This is a genomic window from Candidatus Ozemobacteraceae bacterium (genome assembly GCA_035373905.1).
Taxonomy (GTDB): Bacteria; Muiribacteriota; Ozemobacteria; order Ozemobacterales; family Ozemobacteraceae; genus MWAR01.
Genome location: DAOSOK010000021.1, coordinates 72,965 through 91,715, shown reverse-complemented (window position 1 = coordinate 91,715; position 18,751 = coordinate 72,965). Strand labels below are relative to the sequence as shown.

Genomic DNA, 18,751 nt, shown 5'->3' with positions numbered 1-18,751 from the left:
CCGACAGAGGTTCCCCTCAAAACCCGTACCAGAACGCTCACTGAGAATTGCTGATCCGACGGGAATGGCCGGGTGCCGGCGGACGAAGATATGGTAAACTAGGGCGCCCGTGAAAACAACGCCGGCGAGGAGGGAGATAAACATGAATCGAAAGATGCACCGCAGCGCTCTTCTGGGGCTGGTATTCTTCCTGATGGTCTGGGGCGCGGCCTCCGGAAGCGCCGTTCAGGTCGCCGATCCTGCGCGGATCGAAGTGACCGGCCTCGTGAGCAGAGGGGAAGACGGAGCCGCGTGGCTGAAGTTCGACGGCCGTGACGTCCTTGTCACTCCCGGCTACATGATCGGTCGGGATCTGCGCGTCACCGCGATCCGGAACGACAGCGTCATCCTCTATCGGCCCGCCGCGCGGCAGTATTTCGCTGTTTCGCCGAACCTGCCGCTCCGCCCCCGGAAGGACCGCTCGGACGTGATCTGGAGCGGCGCACTTCCTCTGTGGAAGGCTGTCCGGATGATCGCGCTCGCCTACGGAAAGGATTACATCTGCCACAGCACGACTTCGGCGGACGCTTTTCCGCAGAGCCGCGCCCGCGACATGAACTCGATGCTCGAGCATGTCGTAACGCCTCATCACCGCTTCAGGGGGGAGGACGGGGTCATTTTCGTGGCGCCGGTGAACATCCTCGGGGCGGGCTGGCAACGGTTTCTCAGGAGCACCCAGAACTACGACAGCCGAGTGCTGACGAAATGGTTCCCGGCGCTGGCCGCGAAGGGAACGCTCATCAGCGACGGGAAGGACATCTCTCGGGCCATCGAGTCGATCAGCCGCTCGACAAAGGTTCCGATCTCGTGGCGTGGACAGCGCAAGGCGGCCCTCTACTGCTCGATGAAGGACAGGCCGTGGTACGAAATTCTCGAATACATCCTCGTTTTCAACGGGTTCGGGATCGTTCCGACGCAGCAGGGGCTCGTGATCGACGGCGGAGCGAAGTAAGGTGCCGGCCGGTACATATTCTGGAACATATATAAATATCGTTCTTGTAGCCGGGCTTTTTCTGGCGCCCCCTGGCTGGGGCCCGTTGCAGCCTCGATGCGCCGCGGCGGAATCGGCGGGAGCCGGGGCGTTCAAGGGCGAGGTCGAGATCGACATTCTCAGCCAGTGGACCGGAACCCAGTCGGGATACCGGGAGCGGCCGAACTATTTCCTCGTCAGGAGCCTCCCCGAGTTGCAGATTTTCTGGGAGAAGCACGCTTCCGGCGAGCCGATGCCCAACGTGGATTTCGAAAACCGGATGCTGTTTCTTTGGGTATCCGGACCCTCGCTGAGCGGGTTTCACGTCGTGAAGGCCGTGCGCGTGGTGCGGAACGGGCAGAGATACATCCTGGAGCTGGATCTCCGGCGATCCGATGCCGCCGGGGCCGGCAGCTGGCGGAATCCCTGGCTGATGGCGCTGCTGCCGAAATTCCGGGGCGACATCGAGGTCGTCCGCAGGGGAGACGCGACGGCGGGGGAGGCGGAACGGATGCCTCTCGCGACTATCCGCGATATGGGGGGCGGCCAGGCCGGAATGGCCGCCATCACGAAGGTCTCTTCCGGAGGAGGTGCGGCGAAGACCTCTTCTTCCGTCTCCGGTTCCGGTGGCGTGACGAAAGCGCCCGTGAACCCGCCGAAAGCGGGTGCGACAACCCCGGCTCAGCCTGTCGCACGGCCGGCCGAAACGGCCGGCGGGAAGGCGGCCCCGGACGACGGAAAGGGCGATGCGTCTGCCGCCGGACAGGCTCCGGCGGCCACGGCGACCGCCGAGCCGGATCCCTTCGGCGACGCCTTCAACCTCGATTTCTGACGCCTTTTGTCTGTGAGTATTGTGTGTATTGTATAATATTCGTTATTCTGCCGGAGACCGGACATGATTCAGGCATACATCGGTGATGGGAAGGGGAAGTCGACGGCCGCGCTCGGGCTGCTGATACGAGCGCTCGGCGCGGGGATGCGGGTCGGCATCATCTATTTCGACAAGGGGAACAAGACGTATTCGCACCACGAGTTGAACGTGCTGGAACGGCTCGGCGTGCGCCATTGGGTGACCGGGCTCGAGCGGATGCAGCCGGACGGGCGATTCCGTTTCGGAACCACCGAGGAAGACAGGAGGGAAGCCGGGCGGGGTCTCGCGATCGTCCGGTCCGCGATCGCGTCGGGAGAATTCGATCTCCTGGTGCTCGACGAGATCATCACGGCGGCGAGCTTCGGCCTGATCACGCCCGAGGAGTTGACGGCCCTGATTTCCGATCGGAAGGCGTCGGGCGGAAGCCTGGAGCTGGTTCTCACAGGGCGGTGCGCGAACGAGGAGATGCTTGCCGGCGTCGACCTGATCTCTCGCGTCACGAAGGTGAGGCACTACTTCGACAGCGGAACGAAGGCCCGCCCCGGCATCGAATACTGAGTTTCCGCCGGGCTATCTGCCGAAGCTGATCTCGTCCGGCAGTTCGTTCACGTCGTCGGATCTTCGCGGAAAGTGTTTCGCAAGCGACTCGCCGGCGATGCGTACGCCGTCGATCAGCCCCGCAAGAAACTCGCCTTTGCGGAAGCGGTCGAGGGCCGCGTCGCGGACTCCTTCCCAGAAGCCGGCGTCGACGCGCTCGTCGATTCCCGCATCGCCGAGGACGGCGAAGAGTCGGCTGTCCGTCGCAAGATAGAAGAGGACGCCGTTTCGTTCTTCGGTGTCGTTCATGCCGAGTTCGTCGAACACCTGCTTCGCCCGCTCGACGGGGTCGTCGCAGACGCTTTCGATATGGATGCGGATCTCGCCGGAGGTGCGCAGTTCTGCGGCTTGGATCGCCCTGATCAGTTGTTTCGTCTCTTCCTCGGAGAAAAAGTCGCAGGGCTGATCGGCGGAGGGGTGCGGCGTGTTCGCGCTCATCGGTCGCTCTGCTCGGCCATCGGTCAGGAGGCTCTCGAGGTGGCCAGAGTCTGGCGGAGCTTCACGATGGTGGAGGGCGCCGTATAGCCGGAGACTGTCGCGTTCGGATAGACGCGGCAGCCGGGCGCCATGACGGTGCCGGGATTGGTGACGCTGTTGCAGCCCAGCATGCAACCGTCGCCGAGGATGGCCCCGAACTTCCGCATGCCGGTCTTGTAGCCGGTGCCCGCGGCCATGACCTTCACCTCGGTGCCGTCGTTCTTGAGATTCGACAGCTTGGTGCCGGCCCCGAGGTTCACGTGGCTTCCGAGAATCGAGTCGCCGACGTAGTTGAAATGCGGCGCCTTGGCGTCGGGCAACAGTATCGACCTCCCCAGTTCGGATGCATGGCCGACGACGGCATTGTCGCCGATGATCACATGGCCGCGGATATACGCGCCGTGACGGATCTCGACGTTGTTGCCGATGATGGCGGGGCCGATGATCATGGCGCCGGCCTGGACTTTCGTGTTCCGGCCGATGAAGATATCCTCGCCCTTCAGCCAGGCACCGTCCTCGACGATACCCAGGATCTGCGGCTCGACCATTTTTCCGACGAATCCCTGCTGGATGCGTTTCAGGATGTCCCAGACGTAGGTGAGGTCTTCGAACCCGCGGATGTGTTGTTCGAACAGTTCGGGGCAGGGAAACCCTTCCAGGTGCTTGAAAAAGTCGGAAAACGTGAGCATCGGATCCTCCGGTCAAGAATGACTGTCCAGCGCGGTCATCATACTATGAGCTCCCGCCGGCCGACAAGCGGCGGTTTCAGGGGCGCGGGGGGTGTGATATCCTGTCGCGTCATGACTTCCCGACGCTCGGTTCTCCTCGTCATCCTGATCTTCCTGGCGAACGCCGGGCTGCTGCTGGTGCGCGAGCAGCAGGTCACCGGCGACCCGTGGAACTTCCCCGTCGACGACGCGTGGATCCACATGACGTTCGCCCGCAACCTGGCGTTCGGCCTGGGGTTTGGCGTCAACCCCGGGGAGCCCGTGGCCGCCTCGACGAGCGTCAGCTGGGCGCTCTGGCTGGCCGTCCTCCATCGTGCCGTCGCCGGTTTCGGCATGCGTGCGGTCGTTTTCGCGGTCAAGGGAAGCGGCGTCCTGCTTGCGGTCGTCGCCATCATCGGGGCCATGCGCCTTCTCAAACGATTCATAGATGATGATACTGATCGCGCCGTGGCCGGCCTGCTTCTGATTTTTTCGTATCCCCTGGCATGGGGGGCTCTGTCCGGCATGGAGGTGGCCCTGTGCGCGGCCTGTGCGATCTGGGCGCTCGACTACCAGGTGTCGGCGTGCGGCGATTCGCCGGGACCCCGGGACCGGGAGATCTCCATTGCCTGCTGGAGCCTGGCTTTCCTGGCCCGGCCGGAGAACGTCCTGTTGCTCGGCCTCGCGCTGCTCATCTTTCTCGCGCACGAGCGGGAGAGCCGCCTCCGGCTCGCGGGGCGATTGCTGCTCATCGCCGGTCTCTGCGTCGTGCCGTTCGTCCTGTTCCATGCGGAGATCGCCGGCCAGCCGTTCCCGCACACCTTCACCTCCAAGATGACGCCCCGGGCCCTTCCCCGGGCGATCGTCGAAATGCCCGCGGCGGAGGCGATGCGGGCGGTCGCCGGAAGCGTTCTCGATCATCTCCGGGTCGGGGTCGAGTTCCTGCTGCTTGAAAGCCCGTTCGTCGGGCTTCTCTATCTCGCGGCGCCCTTCCTTGCCTGGAAAACCGGATTCGGGCGGTCGGCGCCGCCGGCCCTGTCCGCCGGCATGGCCATGGCCTGGATTGCCCTTCCCCTGCTGGCCGTATCGGTCGGCATCCTGACGGGCTCGATGTATTACACGGTCCATCATGGGAGATATATACCGCAGACGATACTCATGGCGGCGTTCTGCGGGATAGCGGGCTTTCACCGGTTTTGGAACGCGACCGGCCGGTCCCGGTGGATCGTTCTGCCGCTGCTGTTTTCGCTCGTGTTCGCTCTCGACCGCCAGGTCGAGCTTGCGGAGGACCATGCCCGGGAGTGCGACATCATCCGACGAATCCACGTCTCGCTCGGAAAATGGCTGAACGAACTGCCGAAAGGCCTGACCGTCGCCCTCAACGACATCGGCGGCATGGCGTATTTCGGCGGGCAGCGAATCATCGACCTGGAAGGGCTCGCCTCGCCCGAGACCAACTCCTGGCGCCGCCAGGGACGCATAGATCTCTTTCTCGAACGTGTCAAACCCGATCTTCTCATCATCTTCCCCGGATGGTTTCCCGAGATCGCGTCCCGGCCTGAAATATTTCGCCCGATATTTATTCGCACCGTCGAGGAAAATATCACCGGCGGCGGCAACGTGAAAGCCGTCTATCGCATGCCCTGGAGCCGCGGGCTTCCCGACCCCTGGCCGGCTCTTCCGCCAAGCGGACTTCCGACGGACGTCCCTGTGCCGCCGTTGCCGGAGAGACACGAATGACGCCGACCGCCGGGGGCTTCGGGATGGCCTTCCTGAGTGGAGCGCTTCTCGTTCTGGCCCATCTGGCCACGGCGGTCATCCAGCGCGATCCGTGGCTGGTTCGGGAATGGATCGAGACGGGCCCGGCCGGGATTCTGCCCGATCCGTGGTGGTTTCCGGTTCTTGTCGGGACATCGATCGCGGCCTGGGCCGCATGGTCGTGGGTCCACTCGCTGAACGCCGTCGCTCGAAGGGTCTGCGGCAGGCTGTCGGCGTCATGGGGGAGACCGGCGGTATGGCTGTTCCTGCTGTTCTCGCTTCTGCCGCAGCGCGTCATGGACGACAACAGCGGATACGTTTTCCTGACCGCGGACAACCCCGTCTGGTGGCTCGTCTGGGAGATGGATTGGGCTCGAACCCTGCTTGCCCTCGACCTCGTGTTTCGATTGATCGACCTCGAGCCGGCTATAACGGGCACGACAGCGGATGATCGTGGAGGGCATCCGCCTCTTGGGCCATCCATGCGAACGCTCGCCGCTCTGTCGCTCTTCAGCCTGTGCGTTCCGATGCTCATCTGGCACGTCGCCATGGGCGGGGTTCCTCACGTGCAGGACGAGATCATTCAGGAATGGCATGCGAGACTGCTCGAGAAAGGCCGGTTGACGGGCCCCGAGACGAGCGTCCGGTCGTCGTTTCAGACTGCCGGCATCGGAGACAACGGGAAGGCGCTGTTTTCGACGTATCAGCCGGCGTTCGCGTATCTGCTGTTCATGGCGCGACGGATCGGGGCTGGGGGCCTGCTGAATCCGGCTCTCGGGGTGGCGGCGTTCTGGCTCCTGTATCTGATTCTCAGACGTTCGCACGGCGAGGAGACGGCGCGGACGGCTCTCTGCATCGGGCTCGTTTCGCCGTTTGCCCTGCTCATGCAGGCCGGCCTGATGAACCATGTGTTCATGCTGTTCCTGATCGTCACGGGTGCGTTTTCTCTCGATACGGCTGAACGCGGGCATCTCCGGACGGCGGCCGTCATGGGCGGCCTTGCGCTTGGCCTGGGATGGATGACCAGGCGGGTCGACGCCGTCGCCATGCATCTCGCGTGGCTGGCGGCCTGGTTCTTGTTCGTCGGGTCCTGGATGAAGCGGGGGGTCTGGGCGCTGGTCGCGCTTGCTCTTTCGGCTGTCGTCCTGGTGATGAACATGCGGCTGACCTCCCTGGTCGCCGGCGATTCGTTGTATATCATCCGCCATGGTCAAACGGTCATGCATGACCTCGCGCAGTTCGAACTCGGCAGGCATTTCGCGAATCTCACCGACAACCTGTGCGGCCTGGGTGTTTTCGCTTCTGGCGGCATCATCGCCGCACTCGCCGGAATCGGCCTGCTGCGGCCCTTGGCTCGGGGCGCGGCCGGCGTCGTCGAACGATTCTTCCTGATCAACGCCGTGTTCATCGTTCTCGGATACTCGGTCTACGATTACCAGGATTTCTGTTTCGGTCCGAGATATTTCTTCTCTCTTCTGCCCCTGGCGACAATTGCGGCCGCTCTCTTCCTGACCCGGCTCTGGAATGAAGGACTTGCTCACGCGTCCCGGCGTCTCCTCGCGGCTGGTGTCGCCGCATCGGTTTTGCTCACCGTGACGCAGGCATGGGCGGTTCTCGGAAGCGAATTCTGGCACATCAACCCGGCGTTTTCCCGGTTTGTCGACGGGTTTCGGGGAAAGCCGCGCATTCTGTTCGTCTCCAGTCCGACGCGGCAGCGGCTCGATCTCGCGCGTCACCTGCAGAACGAGTGGCGTTTTTCCGGGCAGGAGATCATGGCGCTCCTTTCCGCCGATTTCATCGATACGGCCGGATTGAGAGGCTTTCTGGACCGCATAAGCCCCCCGACCAAGGAACTGTGCGTGAAATATATCGAACAATATCAAGAGATGAACAGGTTCCGCCGTCCGGAACGGTATGGAATCAACGTGTATGAAGTTCCCCGGCTCAACACCGTCGACCCGCTCACGCAGGAGGTCGTTCTCGCGATCGACCGGGGCGACGAGGCAAACGAGGCTCTTCTCCGGGCCCTTCCCGGGCACGAGCCTCTTCTGGTGCGCAGGACGCCGGACGGCTACGTCGCCGAGCCGTACCGCCAGGCCGGCGTCGCCAGGTTCGACGACCTGCTCGTGCCCTGACCTCGGCCGCGTGATACGATGCCCGATATGAGCGACGATACGATGAATGGCGGTCCGGCACGATGGGCCGGGTGGGCATGCAGCCTTCTCGTAGCAGCGGCCTTCGTCGGCTATGCGGTGGTACTGTACGACGCGATGCCCGAATCGACGTTCGACGATGCCTACATGTTCGTCCGCTATGCCGCTCATCTCCTCGAGGGAAAAGGCATCGCGTGGAATCCCGACGGGGCGCAGGTATTCGGCGCAACCAGCCTTCCGTATATGCTCCTGGTCGCTGCCGGCTTGAAGATCCTGCCGCTCCCGCCCGGAACGATCCTGCTGCTGCTTTCGTGGAGCGTGGGCCTCGCGGCGCTACTGGGACTCTGGATCGTCGGCGTCCGGAACGTCGAAAACAGTCTTCTGCGGAACCCTGTCTTCGTCGGAGCGTTTCTGTTTCCGCTGGTTCTCGTGCTCAACATCTTCCCCATGAACGCCGTCACGGGGATGGACACGACCCTGTCGTTTGCTTCGCATGTGATCCTGATCGGTGCCGTGTTGTCCTTCTGCCGGCAGCCCGGCGTCGGAGCCCTTTCCGTCGTGGTTTTGGCTGCCGGGGCAGCCCTTGCCGTTCGGCCCGAAAATGCCGTTTGCGCGCTTCTGTTTCCGATGCTGAGCATCGTCGCCCGCCGGCCCGAGTCCATGCGCCGCTGGATTGCCGCGTTCGTCGCCGGGTTCGCTCTGCTGTGCCTCCTGGATGGCGGTCTCAAATTCGTGCTTTTCGGGCAGTTCTTTCCGCTTGGCGCGCACGCGAAAACCTTCGCGTCGCTCGCGGGATATACGGGAAAGGGTGACTGGAATCATGTCGCGTATCTTCAGGATTTTCTCACCAATGGCATGATGTTCTTCTTCACGCTGGTCATCTGCGTGGAACGGCGGTCTCTCGCGTGGATGGTCGCTTTCCTTGCCCCGATGGCGGCGACGTTTGCCTGCTTTTTCACGTTCATTCCCGTGATGGGGTTCGATGCGCGGTATCAGTGTCCGTTTCTTCCTTACCTGATGATCGGTTCGCTGCTCGTTCTCGACCGATTTCTCATGGAAAAAGGCGGATGGCGGCCATGGAGGCGAAACGCCGCACGCTTTGCCGCCGCCTGTGTGATATTTGCGGGCTTTCAGAGTCCCGCCTTGCCGGAATCGTTCGCCGATCGGTATCTTCGTGACGAAGGGCTTCCTCCCGCGAGGGTTGTCACGAGCGCTTCCAGGCCCCTCGAGCAACTGGATTTCTGGCAGAATATCGTGGGTTTTTCATCTCTTTTGCAGCGCCTTCCCCGCGACATCACCATCGCCGCGACCGAACACGGCTATGCCGGTGCCGGTAGTCCCGACGTCCCAATCATCGACCTGAGCGGTCTCAACAGTCCCGAATACGCCCTCGAGGAGTTTTCCGCCGACCGGGTGATGGCCGCGAAGCCAGATCTGATCTGGCTTCCGCACCCCCACTACACCGTGCGCGTGAAACGGATTCTTCTCCACCCGCGATTTCTGCAGGAATACGAACTGTACGAGGGGGCGTTCAATTTCGGCGTCGCACTGGCCCGGAACGGGCCCCGGTATGGGGAGATCCGCCGGACCTTTCTCGGCGTCGCAACCATCCTGTATCCCGATGCGGATATGCTTGAATATATAGTGAATGACATATATGATGCTCCTTCCGGAGCGGGCGAGCCTGCCTCTGCGACAACGCCGGCCGGAGACTGAAGCGCACTCCGTTTCGCCCGGCGGCGAAGGGCCGGCGGCAGGCGCTTTCCCGGAGCCAGGGTTCAGCCCCTGCCGGCGGTGCAGACGTCGCGGAGTCCGCAGGCGGCGCAGATTTCGGCGTTTCTTCCGTGGGTGCAGTCCCCGGAAATGCCGAGATGGCAGAGGGCGAAATCGTATCTGACCGGGTCTTCCGGCGAAAGACGCCGCAGGGCGGCCGTGACCTCCTCGGCCGTCTTCCAGTCGTCCGTGGCTCGGCGCGTGAAACCGAGGTTTCTGGCGATCCTGCTGATGTGCCGGTCGAGAGGCATCAGAAGCGCCGACGAGGGGATTTGCGGCCACAATCCCAGATCGACGCCGTCGTCCGGGCGAACCATCCAGCGGGTGAACATCATCCAGCGTTTGACCGCTCCGCCTTTGGCGGGATCGGGGAGGAGGTGGGCAAGGCCGCGTGTCGTCGGGCCGTTCCCGTCGTCGGCGGCGGCGTTCGCGAGGTCGGTGTGGAGGGCGATCAGACCGTCTTTCAACGAATGTTTCGCCCGCCACCCGATCAGAAAGCTTTCGAACAGGCCGCCGCGCAGCGCTATGACCGTGCCCCCGGCGTGAACCAGACGCGAGATTTCATTTCCCGTGCTGAGCCGATACCCCGGCCATCCGCCGCGCAGTTTCCGCTTCTTGCACGCGACTTCCAGCAGCCTTTGGTCGGCCCGGCGGAGAATCTCTTCCGTCACGCGGGTGAACACCTCCAGTTTCCCGTATGCCAGCATTGCGGAGAGAAGGCCGACGATCTCGATTTCCTGCCGGGATCCGCCGGAGACGAGGAAGCGGCGGGGAAACGATACGGGATCGAGGGCGGCCCGCTCGATTGAGGGGTGCCCGGCCAGTATCGCTTCCAGCCGCCGCTTCAGAAGGGCAGCCCCGTGAGGGGCGCCGGTCATCAGTAGTGGAACGAGCTGCCGCCGACGAACTCGCGCAGAATCGAGGTCGGGGGCACTTCCTTCGGGTCGAGAGGCTTGAACAGGGAGAGGAGGCGCAGAATGCGGCGCGCTTCGCTGTATGACGGGTTGTCGGGCTGGATGTCGGCATACAGCGGTTCGGCGATGGTCTTCAGCACGCACAGCTCGTAGGGGATGGCGGAGTTGAACACCATGTCGGCCTTTTCCTGGAAGGGAAAGATGTTGCGCTCCTCGCCGCGCCGGACGGACGGCCAGCGCTGGATGGTGTCGGCCGCGGCATAGCTGCGATATTTCTGGTCGCGCACGGTGCGCCTGATCAGGCGGGTGTCCGTCGTCGAAATGCGGTTGTAGTCGTCGATGACGAGTTGGGTCAGGGCGGAGATGTAGATCTTGAACTTCGCGGAAGCCGGGACCGTCGAGGTCAGCTCGTCGTTCAAGCCGTGGATCCCCTCGATGATGAGGATCTGGTCTTCGTTGATGCGCAGGGGCGTTGTTTCCTTGCGGCGCATTCCCGTGGCGAAGTCGTATTTCGGGATCTGGATCTCGCGGCCCTGGAGGACGGCGGCGAGGTGTTCGTGGATCAGGTCGAGGTCGAGGGCGTGGATGTCTTCGAAGTCGTAGTCGCCGCTCTCGTCGCGCGGGGTCTGGTCGCGGTTGAGGAAGTAGTTGTCGAGGGAAAGGGCGATCGGGCGCAGGCCGTTGACGCGCAGCTGGATGCAGAGACGCTTGCTGAAGGTCGTCTTGCCTGAGCTGGAGGGGCCGGCGATCAGCACCATGCGGGCCGTCTTGCGTCGGATGATCTCGTCGCCGATGATGCCGATCTTCTTCTCGTGAAGGGCCTCGGCGACCTTGATGAAGTCGGACACCTGGCCGGTCTGGATCATGTGGTTGAGGCGGCCGACGTTGTTCGCCTCGAGGATCTTGCCCCACTCCTTGCTCTCGCGATACACCTGGAAAATCTTGGGCTGATCGGCGATGCCCGACGGTTTCGTCGGGTCCTTCGCATCGGGGAACAGCAGAACGAAGCCGTTCGCATACTGCTTCAGTTCGAAGACGTTCAGGTAGCCGGTCGAGGGGACCATCGGGCCGAGATCGAGGTCGATATATTTCCAGCACGATACGACGCCGATGTCGTCGTTGTTGATGTTCTGGACGAGGCGCGCCTTTTCGGGATATCCTTCCTTCTTGAACATCGCCGAGGCTTCGGCGCGGCTCAGCGTGCGTTTTTCGAACACTTCGTTCTTGCCGATGATCGCCGTCATGCGGTCCTTGATGAAGCCGAGAATCATCTCGGAGACGGGGACGTCGGTATAGAAGTCGTAATAGAACGCGTTTCCGATCGAGTGGCCGATGACCAGACGGGCGTTCCGGTACATCTCGAGCACGGCGCGCGCGAGGACGAAGGAGATGCTTCGCCTGTAACACTCCTGGCCGGCGCTCGAGCGGTAGTCGAGAAACTCCACCCTGCAGTCCATCGTCGGCGCGTAATCCAGGCCGCGGATGTCGTTGTCGACTCTCGCGCAGAGGAGCGGAAGATGCGGCTCGGTCGTGATCGTCTTCGCTATTTCCAGAAGGGGCGTCCCTTTCTCGATGACGTGGGTCGAACCGTCTTTGAGCGTGATCGTGATCTGATTTTCCTTCGGATCTTTATCGGTGTCCATGGTATCTCCCTGTTGGTGATGTAAACAAAGGTTCTTGAGCGCGGAAAAAGCGGCCCGTGCATGGCGCAGGGCCGTTCTGAGACGTGTTCAGAGGCCTCGGCGCCGGCCGGCGTGCGGCGAGACGATACGCGGAATGACCCGGAATTGCGCGAGGCGGCGGCAGTTCATCTCTCTCAATACGCCGTGCCCCGGCAGGGCCGGCTTCGTTCCTTTCCTTGAAACGTCGAGTTTCGTTGTTTCTCTTGTATAACCGGATGAACCTATCATCCCCCCGCGGTGCGAGTCAAGACGTTCGTCCCGAATTTCCCCGGCGGCTTGCCAAAGCGGAGCGGGGCAGGTATCCTGTCGTTCCCGGCCGGACGGCCGGGCAGATTCCACGGAGGCAGGATACGCCGTATGACGATGGCACCTCAGCGACAGCTAACAGACGAACAGGTTGCGGAACTTCGGAAAGAGAAAATCGAACTGAACCGGCACGCGCGCCGCATGACCGGCATGAAAGCCGTCTGCAAGGGCAAGAGCGAGGGAATGCTCGAGTGCGAGACCCGCGAGGGACGCTGCCCCGAGTTCGACACCTGTCACAAAGGCTGATCCGTTCGACTCGCCCGGCAGACGCTGGATACCCGGAACTGCCGGGCGCCGTTTCGCGAACGCGGAGGGGAATCGTGTCTCCCGGCGGCCCTCAGGGATGGGCTTTTTTCAGCGAGGTTTCCAGGCGGGCCAGGAGGCTTTTTGCCCGCTCCGTGTCCGTCCCGTGGACGGCTTGATACTTCAGCGCCTCGATCAGGCTTCGCATATCCCCCGTGACCGAACAGGCGTATCTGGTCCATTCGGGATTCATCTTTTCCGTGAAGGCAACTCCCGCGTCGGTCCGGTCCAGATCGCCGTTTCGAGCGGCTTTGACGACCAGTTGGTACAGCTTTCCGTTCAGGTTCGCCAGGCGTTCGAGCTGACGCGTGCGCTCGTCGGGCGAAAGCTTGGGACCGCTTTGATCGAGTCGCAGATTCAGCCGTTTGATGTATGCCATGACGGTTGCCAGGTCGGACGGCTTCTGACCGTCGACGACTTGAATCGTCGGCTGCGTCGTCAGCGGAACGAACTCTCCTCCCGAACTTCGGACCGAGCACGGGATGGCGTAACTGCCCGGCTTGAGCGGCAGGTTGACGTTGTGAAACCGGACCATGAGCCAGGAGTTCGGCCCGCTGCCCTCGAGAGCGGCGCGTTGGAGGAGGAGGCGCCGCGAATCGACGTTCATCGTTTCACGGGCCGTCGTCTCGACGCCGTTTCTATAGATGCCGATATCTGAAGAGCTCTGGCTTGCGAGACTCCATCGCGCAGGGAACTCGATGCGCAGGTCGCTGACGTTCTGCCCGTTTGCGAATACCAGCAGATCCGCGTTGCCGACCGTCGTTCCGGCGAATGGAAACTCGCCGACGCTGAGTTCCGCCGAAACGGTGCTGGTTTTTCCGAACTGTTTCCGGAACTCGTCGAGGTAGAGGCGGGCGATCTCGGCCGAATGGATGATCAGGACGTTTTCGTCATTCGTGCGGTTTCCGTTCGATGACGCGTTTTCCGAGCCCAGCACGACGACGGGGTCTTCCCCTGTCGGGTCGATGATGAACAGTTTGTTGTGGAATTTCCCCGATCCGCCGTGGATGACGACCGGAATTCCCGCCTCGGTCAGACGTGCGAACTCGCCGAACGGGCCCGTGCTGCGATAGAGAATCCGGTCGAAGATGCCGCTGATCCGGAGCTTCTCCTTGTGCTTCGTGACGAGGACGTCGCCGAGATCGTCCGCCGTGAAGGCGAACTGCATGAAATAGATCTCCTTGCGGGCGGCCGAGAGCAGTTCGATGATCCTCGCGTTCGGGTTGTCTTCGGGGGCGAAGAGAGGCTCGAGACGAGCCGTTCCGACCTTGATCTCGCGTCGTGAGGCGAGCCTCGGCGAGGAGATGCCGAACTGGTGCTTCTCGTACATTTCCTCGAGCTCGGCCGTGTAGACTTCCGCCAATTCGGGCGAGTCGATCCAGACGGCATTGTTCACGTTTCTATAGCTGCAGGTATCCGTCAGGTTGTAGCTGCCGGTCCAGACCCATCGGCCGTCGCGAACGGCGAATTTGTTGTGCATGAGGGCGGCGCGGTTTTCGTCGTCATGCACCTGGATGCCCGCGTCGACGAGGCGCTGGATGAAGGGGTTCAGTTTCGGGGAAACGGCAGCCGCGCGCGACCCGGAATGCAGAATCTGTTCTTCGTTTCCCGCCGGGTCGGCTTCCTCGTCACCCTCCTCGACCGGAGCCTGGCGGAACAGGTAGTTGTCATTGTCGACGACGAGGCGGATGGCGACCCCGCGTTTGTGAGCGCGGATCAGCGCATCGACGATGTTGTCGAGTCGGATTTCGTAGAAGGCCATGTCGAGCGTCGACTCGGCGGCGTCCACGAACGAGATGAATGCGTCATCGAGGCCTTCCGCCTCGGGCGTGGAGGGGCCAAAGGCGACGTTGATCGGCTGACGGGAGACATCGGTTCTCGGCGCCGCCTCCCCAATTCCATGAGATGCGAGCATGACGGCGAGGAGGGCGGCGGCGATCGTCGTTCGGGAGCATAGATTCATCGAAGACCCCTCGGAAAGCGAAATGGAGGAAAAAACCGATTCAATGGTACGCAAAACTGGAGCGTTCTTCCAGCGGCAGAAAAGAAAAGACTTCCTGAGCCGAGCGGAGGCCCAATGCAACGCCAGGGACGTGCGTCAGGCCGTCAATGCTTGCGGCCGGCAAACGACCAGACTTCGACGCCGATCGCAGGGATTTCCAACGTCACGCCGTTTTCGACGTCGGCGTGCGAGACGGCCATCTCGCGGCGATCGAACGATGTGCGTGAAAACACCTTGCCGTCTCCGACGAGCCGCACCCAAGATCCGGCCTGGAGCTTCAGCGTGAACTTGGCTTTGAGGTGCTGGTCGCCGTTGTACAGAACGATAAGGGTTTCCCTGGGTTTCGTCGCATCGCGCCAGATCAAGCCGATGGAGAGCGGCGTGGAGCCGTACACCTTCTCGACGGCGCGGCACGAGGTTGCATCGGCTTCGCGCAGCAGCCGGCCCTCGGGCGAACGCCTGAACTCGATCAGACCGCGGTAGAAATCGAAGACCTGGCGGTGCCGTTCGCGCAGGCCGTAATCGACGGCGTTCACGCCGTCGCCCGCGTTGTAGGAGTTGCCGTTGCCCTTTTTGCTGCGGAGCATCTCCTGGCCCTGGGCCAGCATGGGAATACCCGGAGACAGCAGAACGGCGGCCGCGCAAAATATATTTCGCCTTATATCATTCGCCGAGGGGTGCGAGCCGTCCCGGTCCTTTCGTTCCGTGAGATGGTCCGTCAGGGTGAAATCATCGTGCGACTCGACGTAGTTCACGGATTCCCAGGGGGATGCCGCCCACAGGTCGATCGAGCCGCGCAGCACCTGGAAGAGCGCGTCGCTGCTTCCCCGGCCGTGCGCGGCTTCCTTCACGCGGTTGCGGAAATCGTCGTTCCAGTTGGACCATCCCGTGTTTTTCAGCTGGCCCTTGTTCGAGCCTCTGAAACTCCAGGGCTCGGAGATCAGGATGACGTCGGGCTTGATCGAGGTGAGGCGCTTTTCGATCTCGACGAGGGTTTCATGGTCGAGCAGTTCGGCGAGGTCAAATCGGAAGCCGTCGATGTGATACTCGCGAATCCAGTGTTCGAGACTGTCGAGAATGATGCGGCGGGCCATGGGGTTCTCGCTCTTGAAATCGTTGCCGCAACCGCTGAAATTGAGAAGAGTCAGATTGCCGTCGTGGCGGTAGAAATACTTGCGATCGATTCCCATCAGCACCTGGGGGGCGCCGGTGTGGTTGTAGACCACGTCGAGCAGGACGGCGATCCCGTGCCGGTGCAGCATGTCGACGAGGGCTTTGAACTCGTGAACCTGCGAGCCGTGCGGAGAGCGGGCGTAGCTCGTTTCGGGCGCGAAAAACAGGGAGGGCATGTATCCCCAGTGGTAGCTCCCGGGAGGATCGTCGTCGAATTCATACACCGGGAGGAACTCGACGGCATTCACCCCGAGCTTTTTCATGTGGTCGATGCCGGAGCCGCGCCCTGGCGTCGACGCCAGACCGAGATACTTGCCCCGGAGTTCCTTTTCGACGTTCGAGGTCTCGTGGCTCGTCAAGTCGCGGATCGACGCTTCCCAGATGACCAGGTCGGATTTGGCCGGGGTCTTGAACTCCTGGTCGGTCCACCCTCCGAACCCGCCGCCGGTCGCGCCGGGCTCGATGAGGATCGACGGCCCATTGTGATGGACGGAAGCGTGGCAGTACGGGTCGGGCCAGAGTTTTTTCGCGTCGAACCCCTCGCCCTCGCCGTGCGGCCCATCGACGTGGAACCCGTAAAAACAGCCCCAATGGGTGCCGGGCACGCGCATTTCCCAGACGCCGTCGGCGTCTCTGACGCCTTTCTGCGAGGCGATCTGCCGGTGCATGGCAGGATCGCCTGCGAGGTGGAGCCGGACGCTCTTCGCCCGCGGCGCGAACAGCCTGAAGACCGTGTCGGTTCCCTCGACGACGGCGCCGAGCGGTTTCTGGGAAATGAAGGTTTTCAGAAACATCCCGTCGGGAAGGATCGGCCGGGTCACGGTCTTTTCGCCGAGTCCCTTGACGTCGAGGTGCATGTTCGATGTGATGTCCAGGTCGCGGCAGTGGAGGTCGAGGATCTCGCCTTCGCCGTGCCGTGCCGGATGTCGGTCGATGCTGAGAAGCGTTCCATGCGGTTTGATATAGAATGACAACTGCTCGAGAAACTTCGGGAGCTTCGTAAGGTAGTTGAACCTCACGCGGATCGTCGTCTGGCTCTCGAGAACGACGGATAGAATGCCGCCGGTGGGGTCGACCAGACGCCCGTGCTCGTCGAGGAAGAAAGACCGGTTCGGACCGGACTCCCACTCGCCGTCGATCACGAACTTGAACTGATGGGAGCCGGCACTGACGCCTTTCAGCGGGAACGTCCAGACGTAGTCCCCCGCGAGGGTCATCTTCCCGAGCGACGGATCGAAGGCGCCGCGCGACGAACCGCACCAGTCGTTGAAATCTCCCGCGACGGAAACGGATGTTGCTTTTTCTGAATGAAATTCGAGGTGAGCGGTGCTTTCCATGTCGTGACTCTTCCGTTCGATGTATGCGGTGCATGAACCCGGTCACCCGGAGTGCCCACGCAAAACATACACGCAATCATCGATCGGGTCAAGATTCCGGTTTCGCCGCTTTCGAGGCGGATCTCGATCAACAGCTTTTGTCGCCGGGCAGGCGGACGCCTTCCGCCGCGCGCCAGAGATACCAGCTCGCGACGCTCCGCCAAGGCTTCCAGCGCTCGCCGGCGGCGGCGAGCTCGCGCGGGGAGGGGAGCGTTCCTCCGTTGTACAGCACGGCGTAACCCTTGCGGAGCCCGTAATCGCCCGTCGAGAGAACGTCGGGTCTTCCGAGACCGAAGATGAGGAGCATCTCCACGGTCCATCGTCCGATGCCGCGCACCTGCGTCAACCGTTCGACGATCGCCTCGTCGTCGAGCCTTCGAAGCTCGGCGACGGAGGGGAGTTCGCCGGCGGCCGTCTTGTCCGCGAGATCCCGGATAGCGGCGATCTTCGGCCCCGACAGGCCGGCGCTGCGCAGTTCCTCGTCGGATGCGCGAAGGATGTCGAGGGGCTCGACAACTCTCTTCGGCCTGAACAGTTCGGTCACCCTGCCGAAGATCGTGGCGGCGGCCTTGCCTGTGAGTTGCTGATACACGATCGCCTCGAGAAGCGTCTCGAAGAGGCTCTTCATGCCGTCGACGGCGAGCCCGCACGGTCCGGTGCGTTCGATCAGCGTTTTCAAGATCGGATCGCGGGATTTCAGAAAGCGGACCGCCGCGACGGTGTCGATCCGGGGTTGGCTGGCGGATGCGAGGGAGGTCGTGGGAAGCGGCGTGCCCTCGAGGTCGAGAATCCGTCGCTTCGTGGCGACGCCGCCCGGCGCCGAAAAACCGTGGAGGCGGCCGTCGGCGCCGATGACCCGGTGGCACGGGATCAGCAGCGGGATCGGGTTGAGGCCGACGATCCGGCCGACCGCGCGGGCGGCACCGGGTTTTCCCGTGCGCGACGCCAGTTCCCCGTAACTGACGGTCGAACCGGCCTGCACGGAACGGAGTGAATTATAAACATTGATATTATATTCGGGAAGGCCTTCGAGGTCGAGCCTCGGAAACGGGACAGACCGTGTGCTGCCCGACAGAAGTCCGGAGACGAACTCGATGGCCCGTTTCGCGTCCTTCGACGGCAGGCGCTCCGTCGACGAAGGAACTCGCTTCCGGAGTCCGGCCAGGGTTTTTGCGTCCGTCTCGTCGGGCAGTTGGAGCGCCCGGACGCCCCGACTGCTCCAGGCGACGGCGCATCTGCCGAGCGGCGTTTCGAACAGGGCGTGGAAATACGTCATTTCGGTTCTTCTTTCGCGGGCGGCGCCGGCTCTCCGGCCGCGCCGGAGGGGCACGCGCCGCAGCAGCGCCTCTTCTGGCCGGCGAGGCAGATCGCGCATCGGTCGTCCGAGCAGAATTGGCAGGAAAAACAGTCCGGGCAGGGGTGCTTTTTCGGGGCGTTCGGGTCGCTGACGGGGCGGAAGACGTTGAGTTTCCGGTAGATGTCGTCGGGCGGGGGCGCCGGGGGCTTCTGGTCGTTCATCGGACACCTTTCATGCGTTCCTCACGGAAGGAGGAGGGAATGACAACTTGTCTGACCGTCGGAAAAAGTGTACCATGAAACAAGTGCGGATGCATCGGCGCGCACGTTCCCCGTGAGAGGTTCCTGACCAGA

The 18,751-nt window shown here is 62.7% G+C and carries 15 protein-coding genes; 7 read left to right on the top strand and 8 right to left on the bottom strand.

Annotation, left to right across the window (positions count from 1 at the left end; all coding sequences use genetic code 11):
* Window positions 1–142: 142 nt before the first annotated feature.
* From PLU72_11950 to PLU72_11940, 3 genes are all read left to right on the top strand, one after another.
* A complete protein-coding gene (locus tag PLU72_11950; protein HOT28896.1) occupies window positions 143–991 on the top strand; it encodes a hypothetical protein in 849 nt (282 codons plus the stop codon).
* 1 nt (window position 992) lies between these two features.
* Complete coding sequence (locus tag PLU72_11945) at window positions 993–1,841, top strand: hypothetical protein (GenBank protein HOT28895.1); 849 nt, start codon at window positions 993–995, stop codon at window positions 1,839–1,841.
* A 63-nt stretch (window positions 1,842–1,904) separates the two neighbouring features.
* Window positions 1,905–2,438 carry a cob(I)yrinic acid a,c-diamide adenosyltransferase gene (locus tag PLU72_11940; GenBank protein HOT28894.1) on the top strand — a complete coding sequence of 178 codons (534 nt, stop codon included), beginning with the start codon at window positions 1,905–1,907 and terminating at the stop codon, window positions 2,436–2,438.
* A 12-nt stretch (window positions 2,439–2,450) separates the two neighbouring features.
* On the opposite strand, the gene PLU72_11935 is transcribed toward PLU72_11940, so the two are convergent.
* Window positions 2,451–2,915, bottom strand: coding sequence for a TPM domain-containing protein (locus PLU72_11935; GenBank protein HOT28893.1), 465 nt, complete (start codon window positions 2,913–2,915; stop codon window positions 2,451–2,453).
* A gap of 23 nt (window positions 2,916–2,938) precedes the next feature.
* Window positions 2,939–3,643 carry a glucose-1-phosphate thymidylyltransferase gene (locus PLU72_11930; protein HOT28892.1) on the bottom strand — a complete coding sequence of 235 codons (705 nt, stop codon included), beginning with the start codon at window positions 3,641–3,643 and terminating at the stop codon, window positions 2,939–2,941.
* Window positions 3,644–3,754: 111 nt separating this feature from the next.
* Between PLU72_11930 and PLU72_11925 the strand changes: the two genes are divergently transcribed.
* Genes PLU72_11925 through PLU72_11915 form a run of 3 tightly spaced genes read left to right on the top strand, consistent with a single transcriptional unit; the run spans window position 3,755 to window position 9,288 of the window.
* Window positions 3,755–5,401 carry a hypothetical protein gene (locus PLU72_11925; protein ID HOT28891.1) on the top strand — a complete coding sequence of 549 codons (1,647 nt, stop codon included), beginning with the start codon at window positions 3,755–3,757 and terminating at the stop codon, window positions 5,399–5,401.
* The gene (locus PLU72_11920) at window positions 5,398–7,554 is read left to right on the top strand and encodes a glycosyltransferase family 39 protein (protein ID HOT28890.1); all 2,157 of its coding nucleotides are present in this window, start codon (window positions 5,398–5,400) and stop codon (window positions 7,552–7,554) included. Before PLU72_11925 ends, PLU72_11920 begins: the two co-directional genes overlap by 4 nt.
* Before the next feature lie 27 nt (window positions 7,555–7,581).
* Complete coding sequence (locus PLU72_11915) at window positions 7,582–9,288, top strand: hypothetical protein (protein ID HOT28889.1); 1,707 nt, start codon at window positions 7,582–7,584, stop codon at window positions 9,286–9,288.
* 62 nt (window positions 9,289–9,350) lie between these two features.
* Here PLU72_11915 and PLU72_11910 read toward each other — a convergent pair whose 3' ends face one another.
* Together PLU72_11910 and PLU72_11905 are read right to left on the bottom strand one after the other, a co-directional pair.
* Window positions 9,351–10,223, bottom strand: coding sequence for a TIGR02757 family protein (locus PLU72_11910; GenBank protein HOT28888.1), 873 nt, complete (start codon window positions 10,221–10,223; stop codon window positions 9,351–9,353).
* Window positions 10,223–11,902: a nucleoside kinase gene (locus PLU72_11905; protein HOT28887.1), complete on the bottom strand. Its 1,680-nt coding sequence runs from the start codon at window positions 11,900–11,902 to the stop codon at window positions 10,223–10,225. Before PLU72_11905 ends, PLU72_11910 begins: the two co-directional genes overlap by 1 nt.
* 396 nt (window positions 11,903–12,298) lie before the next feature.
* Here PLU72_11905 and PLU72_11900 point away from each other — a divergent pair, with 396 nt between their 5' ends.
* Window positions 12,299–12,493, top strand: coding sequence for a hypothetical protein (locus PLU72_11900; GenBank protein HOT28886.1), 195 nt, complete (start codon window positions 12,299–12,301; stop codon window positions 12,491–12,493).
* A gap of 91 nt (window positions 12,494–12,584) precedes the next feature.
* On the opposite strand, the gene PLU72_11895 is transcribed toward PLU72_11900, so the two are convergent.
* The 4 genes from PLU72_11895 to PLU72_11880 all read right to left on the bottom strand — a co-directional run bounded on the left by PLU72_11895 (window position 12,585) and on the right by PLU72_11880 (window position 18,619).
* Window positions 12,585–14,513: a phospholipase D-like domain-containing protein gene (locus PLU72_11895; GenBank protein HOT28885.1), complete on the bottom strand. Its 1,929-nt coding sequence runs from the start codon at window positions 14,511–14,513 to the stop codon at window positions 12,585–12,587.
* 143 nt (window positions 14,514–14,656) lie between these two features.
* Entirely contained in the window at window positions 14,657–17,062 is a 2,406-nt protein-coding gene (locus tag PLU72_11890; GenBank protein ID HOT28884.1) for an alpha-amylase family glycosyl hydrolase, read from the bottom strand.
* 127 nt (window positions 17,063–17,189) lie between these two features.
* Window positions 17,190–18,377: a methylated-DNA--[protein]-cysteine S-methyltransferase gene (locus PLU72_11885; protein ID HOT28883.1), complete on the bottom strand. Its 1,188-nt coding sequence runs from the start codon at window positions 18,375–18,377 to the stop codon at window positions 17,190–17,192.
* Window positions 18,374–18,619: a hypothetical protein gene (locus tag PLU72_11880; GenBank protein HOT28882.1), complete on the bottom strand. Its 246-nt coding sequence runs from the start codon at window positions 18,617–18,619 to the stop codon at window positions 18,374–18,376. Before PLU72_11880 ends, PLU72_11885 begins: the two co-directional genes overlap by 4 nt.
* Window positions 18,620–18,751: the final 132 nt, after the last annotated feature.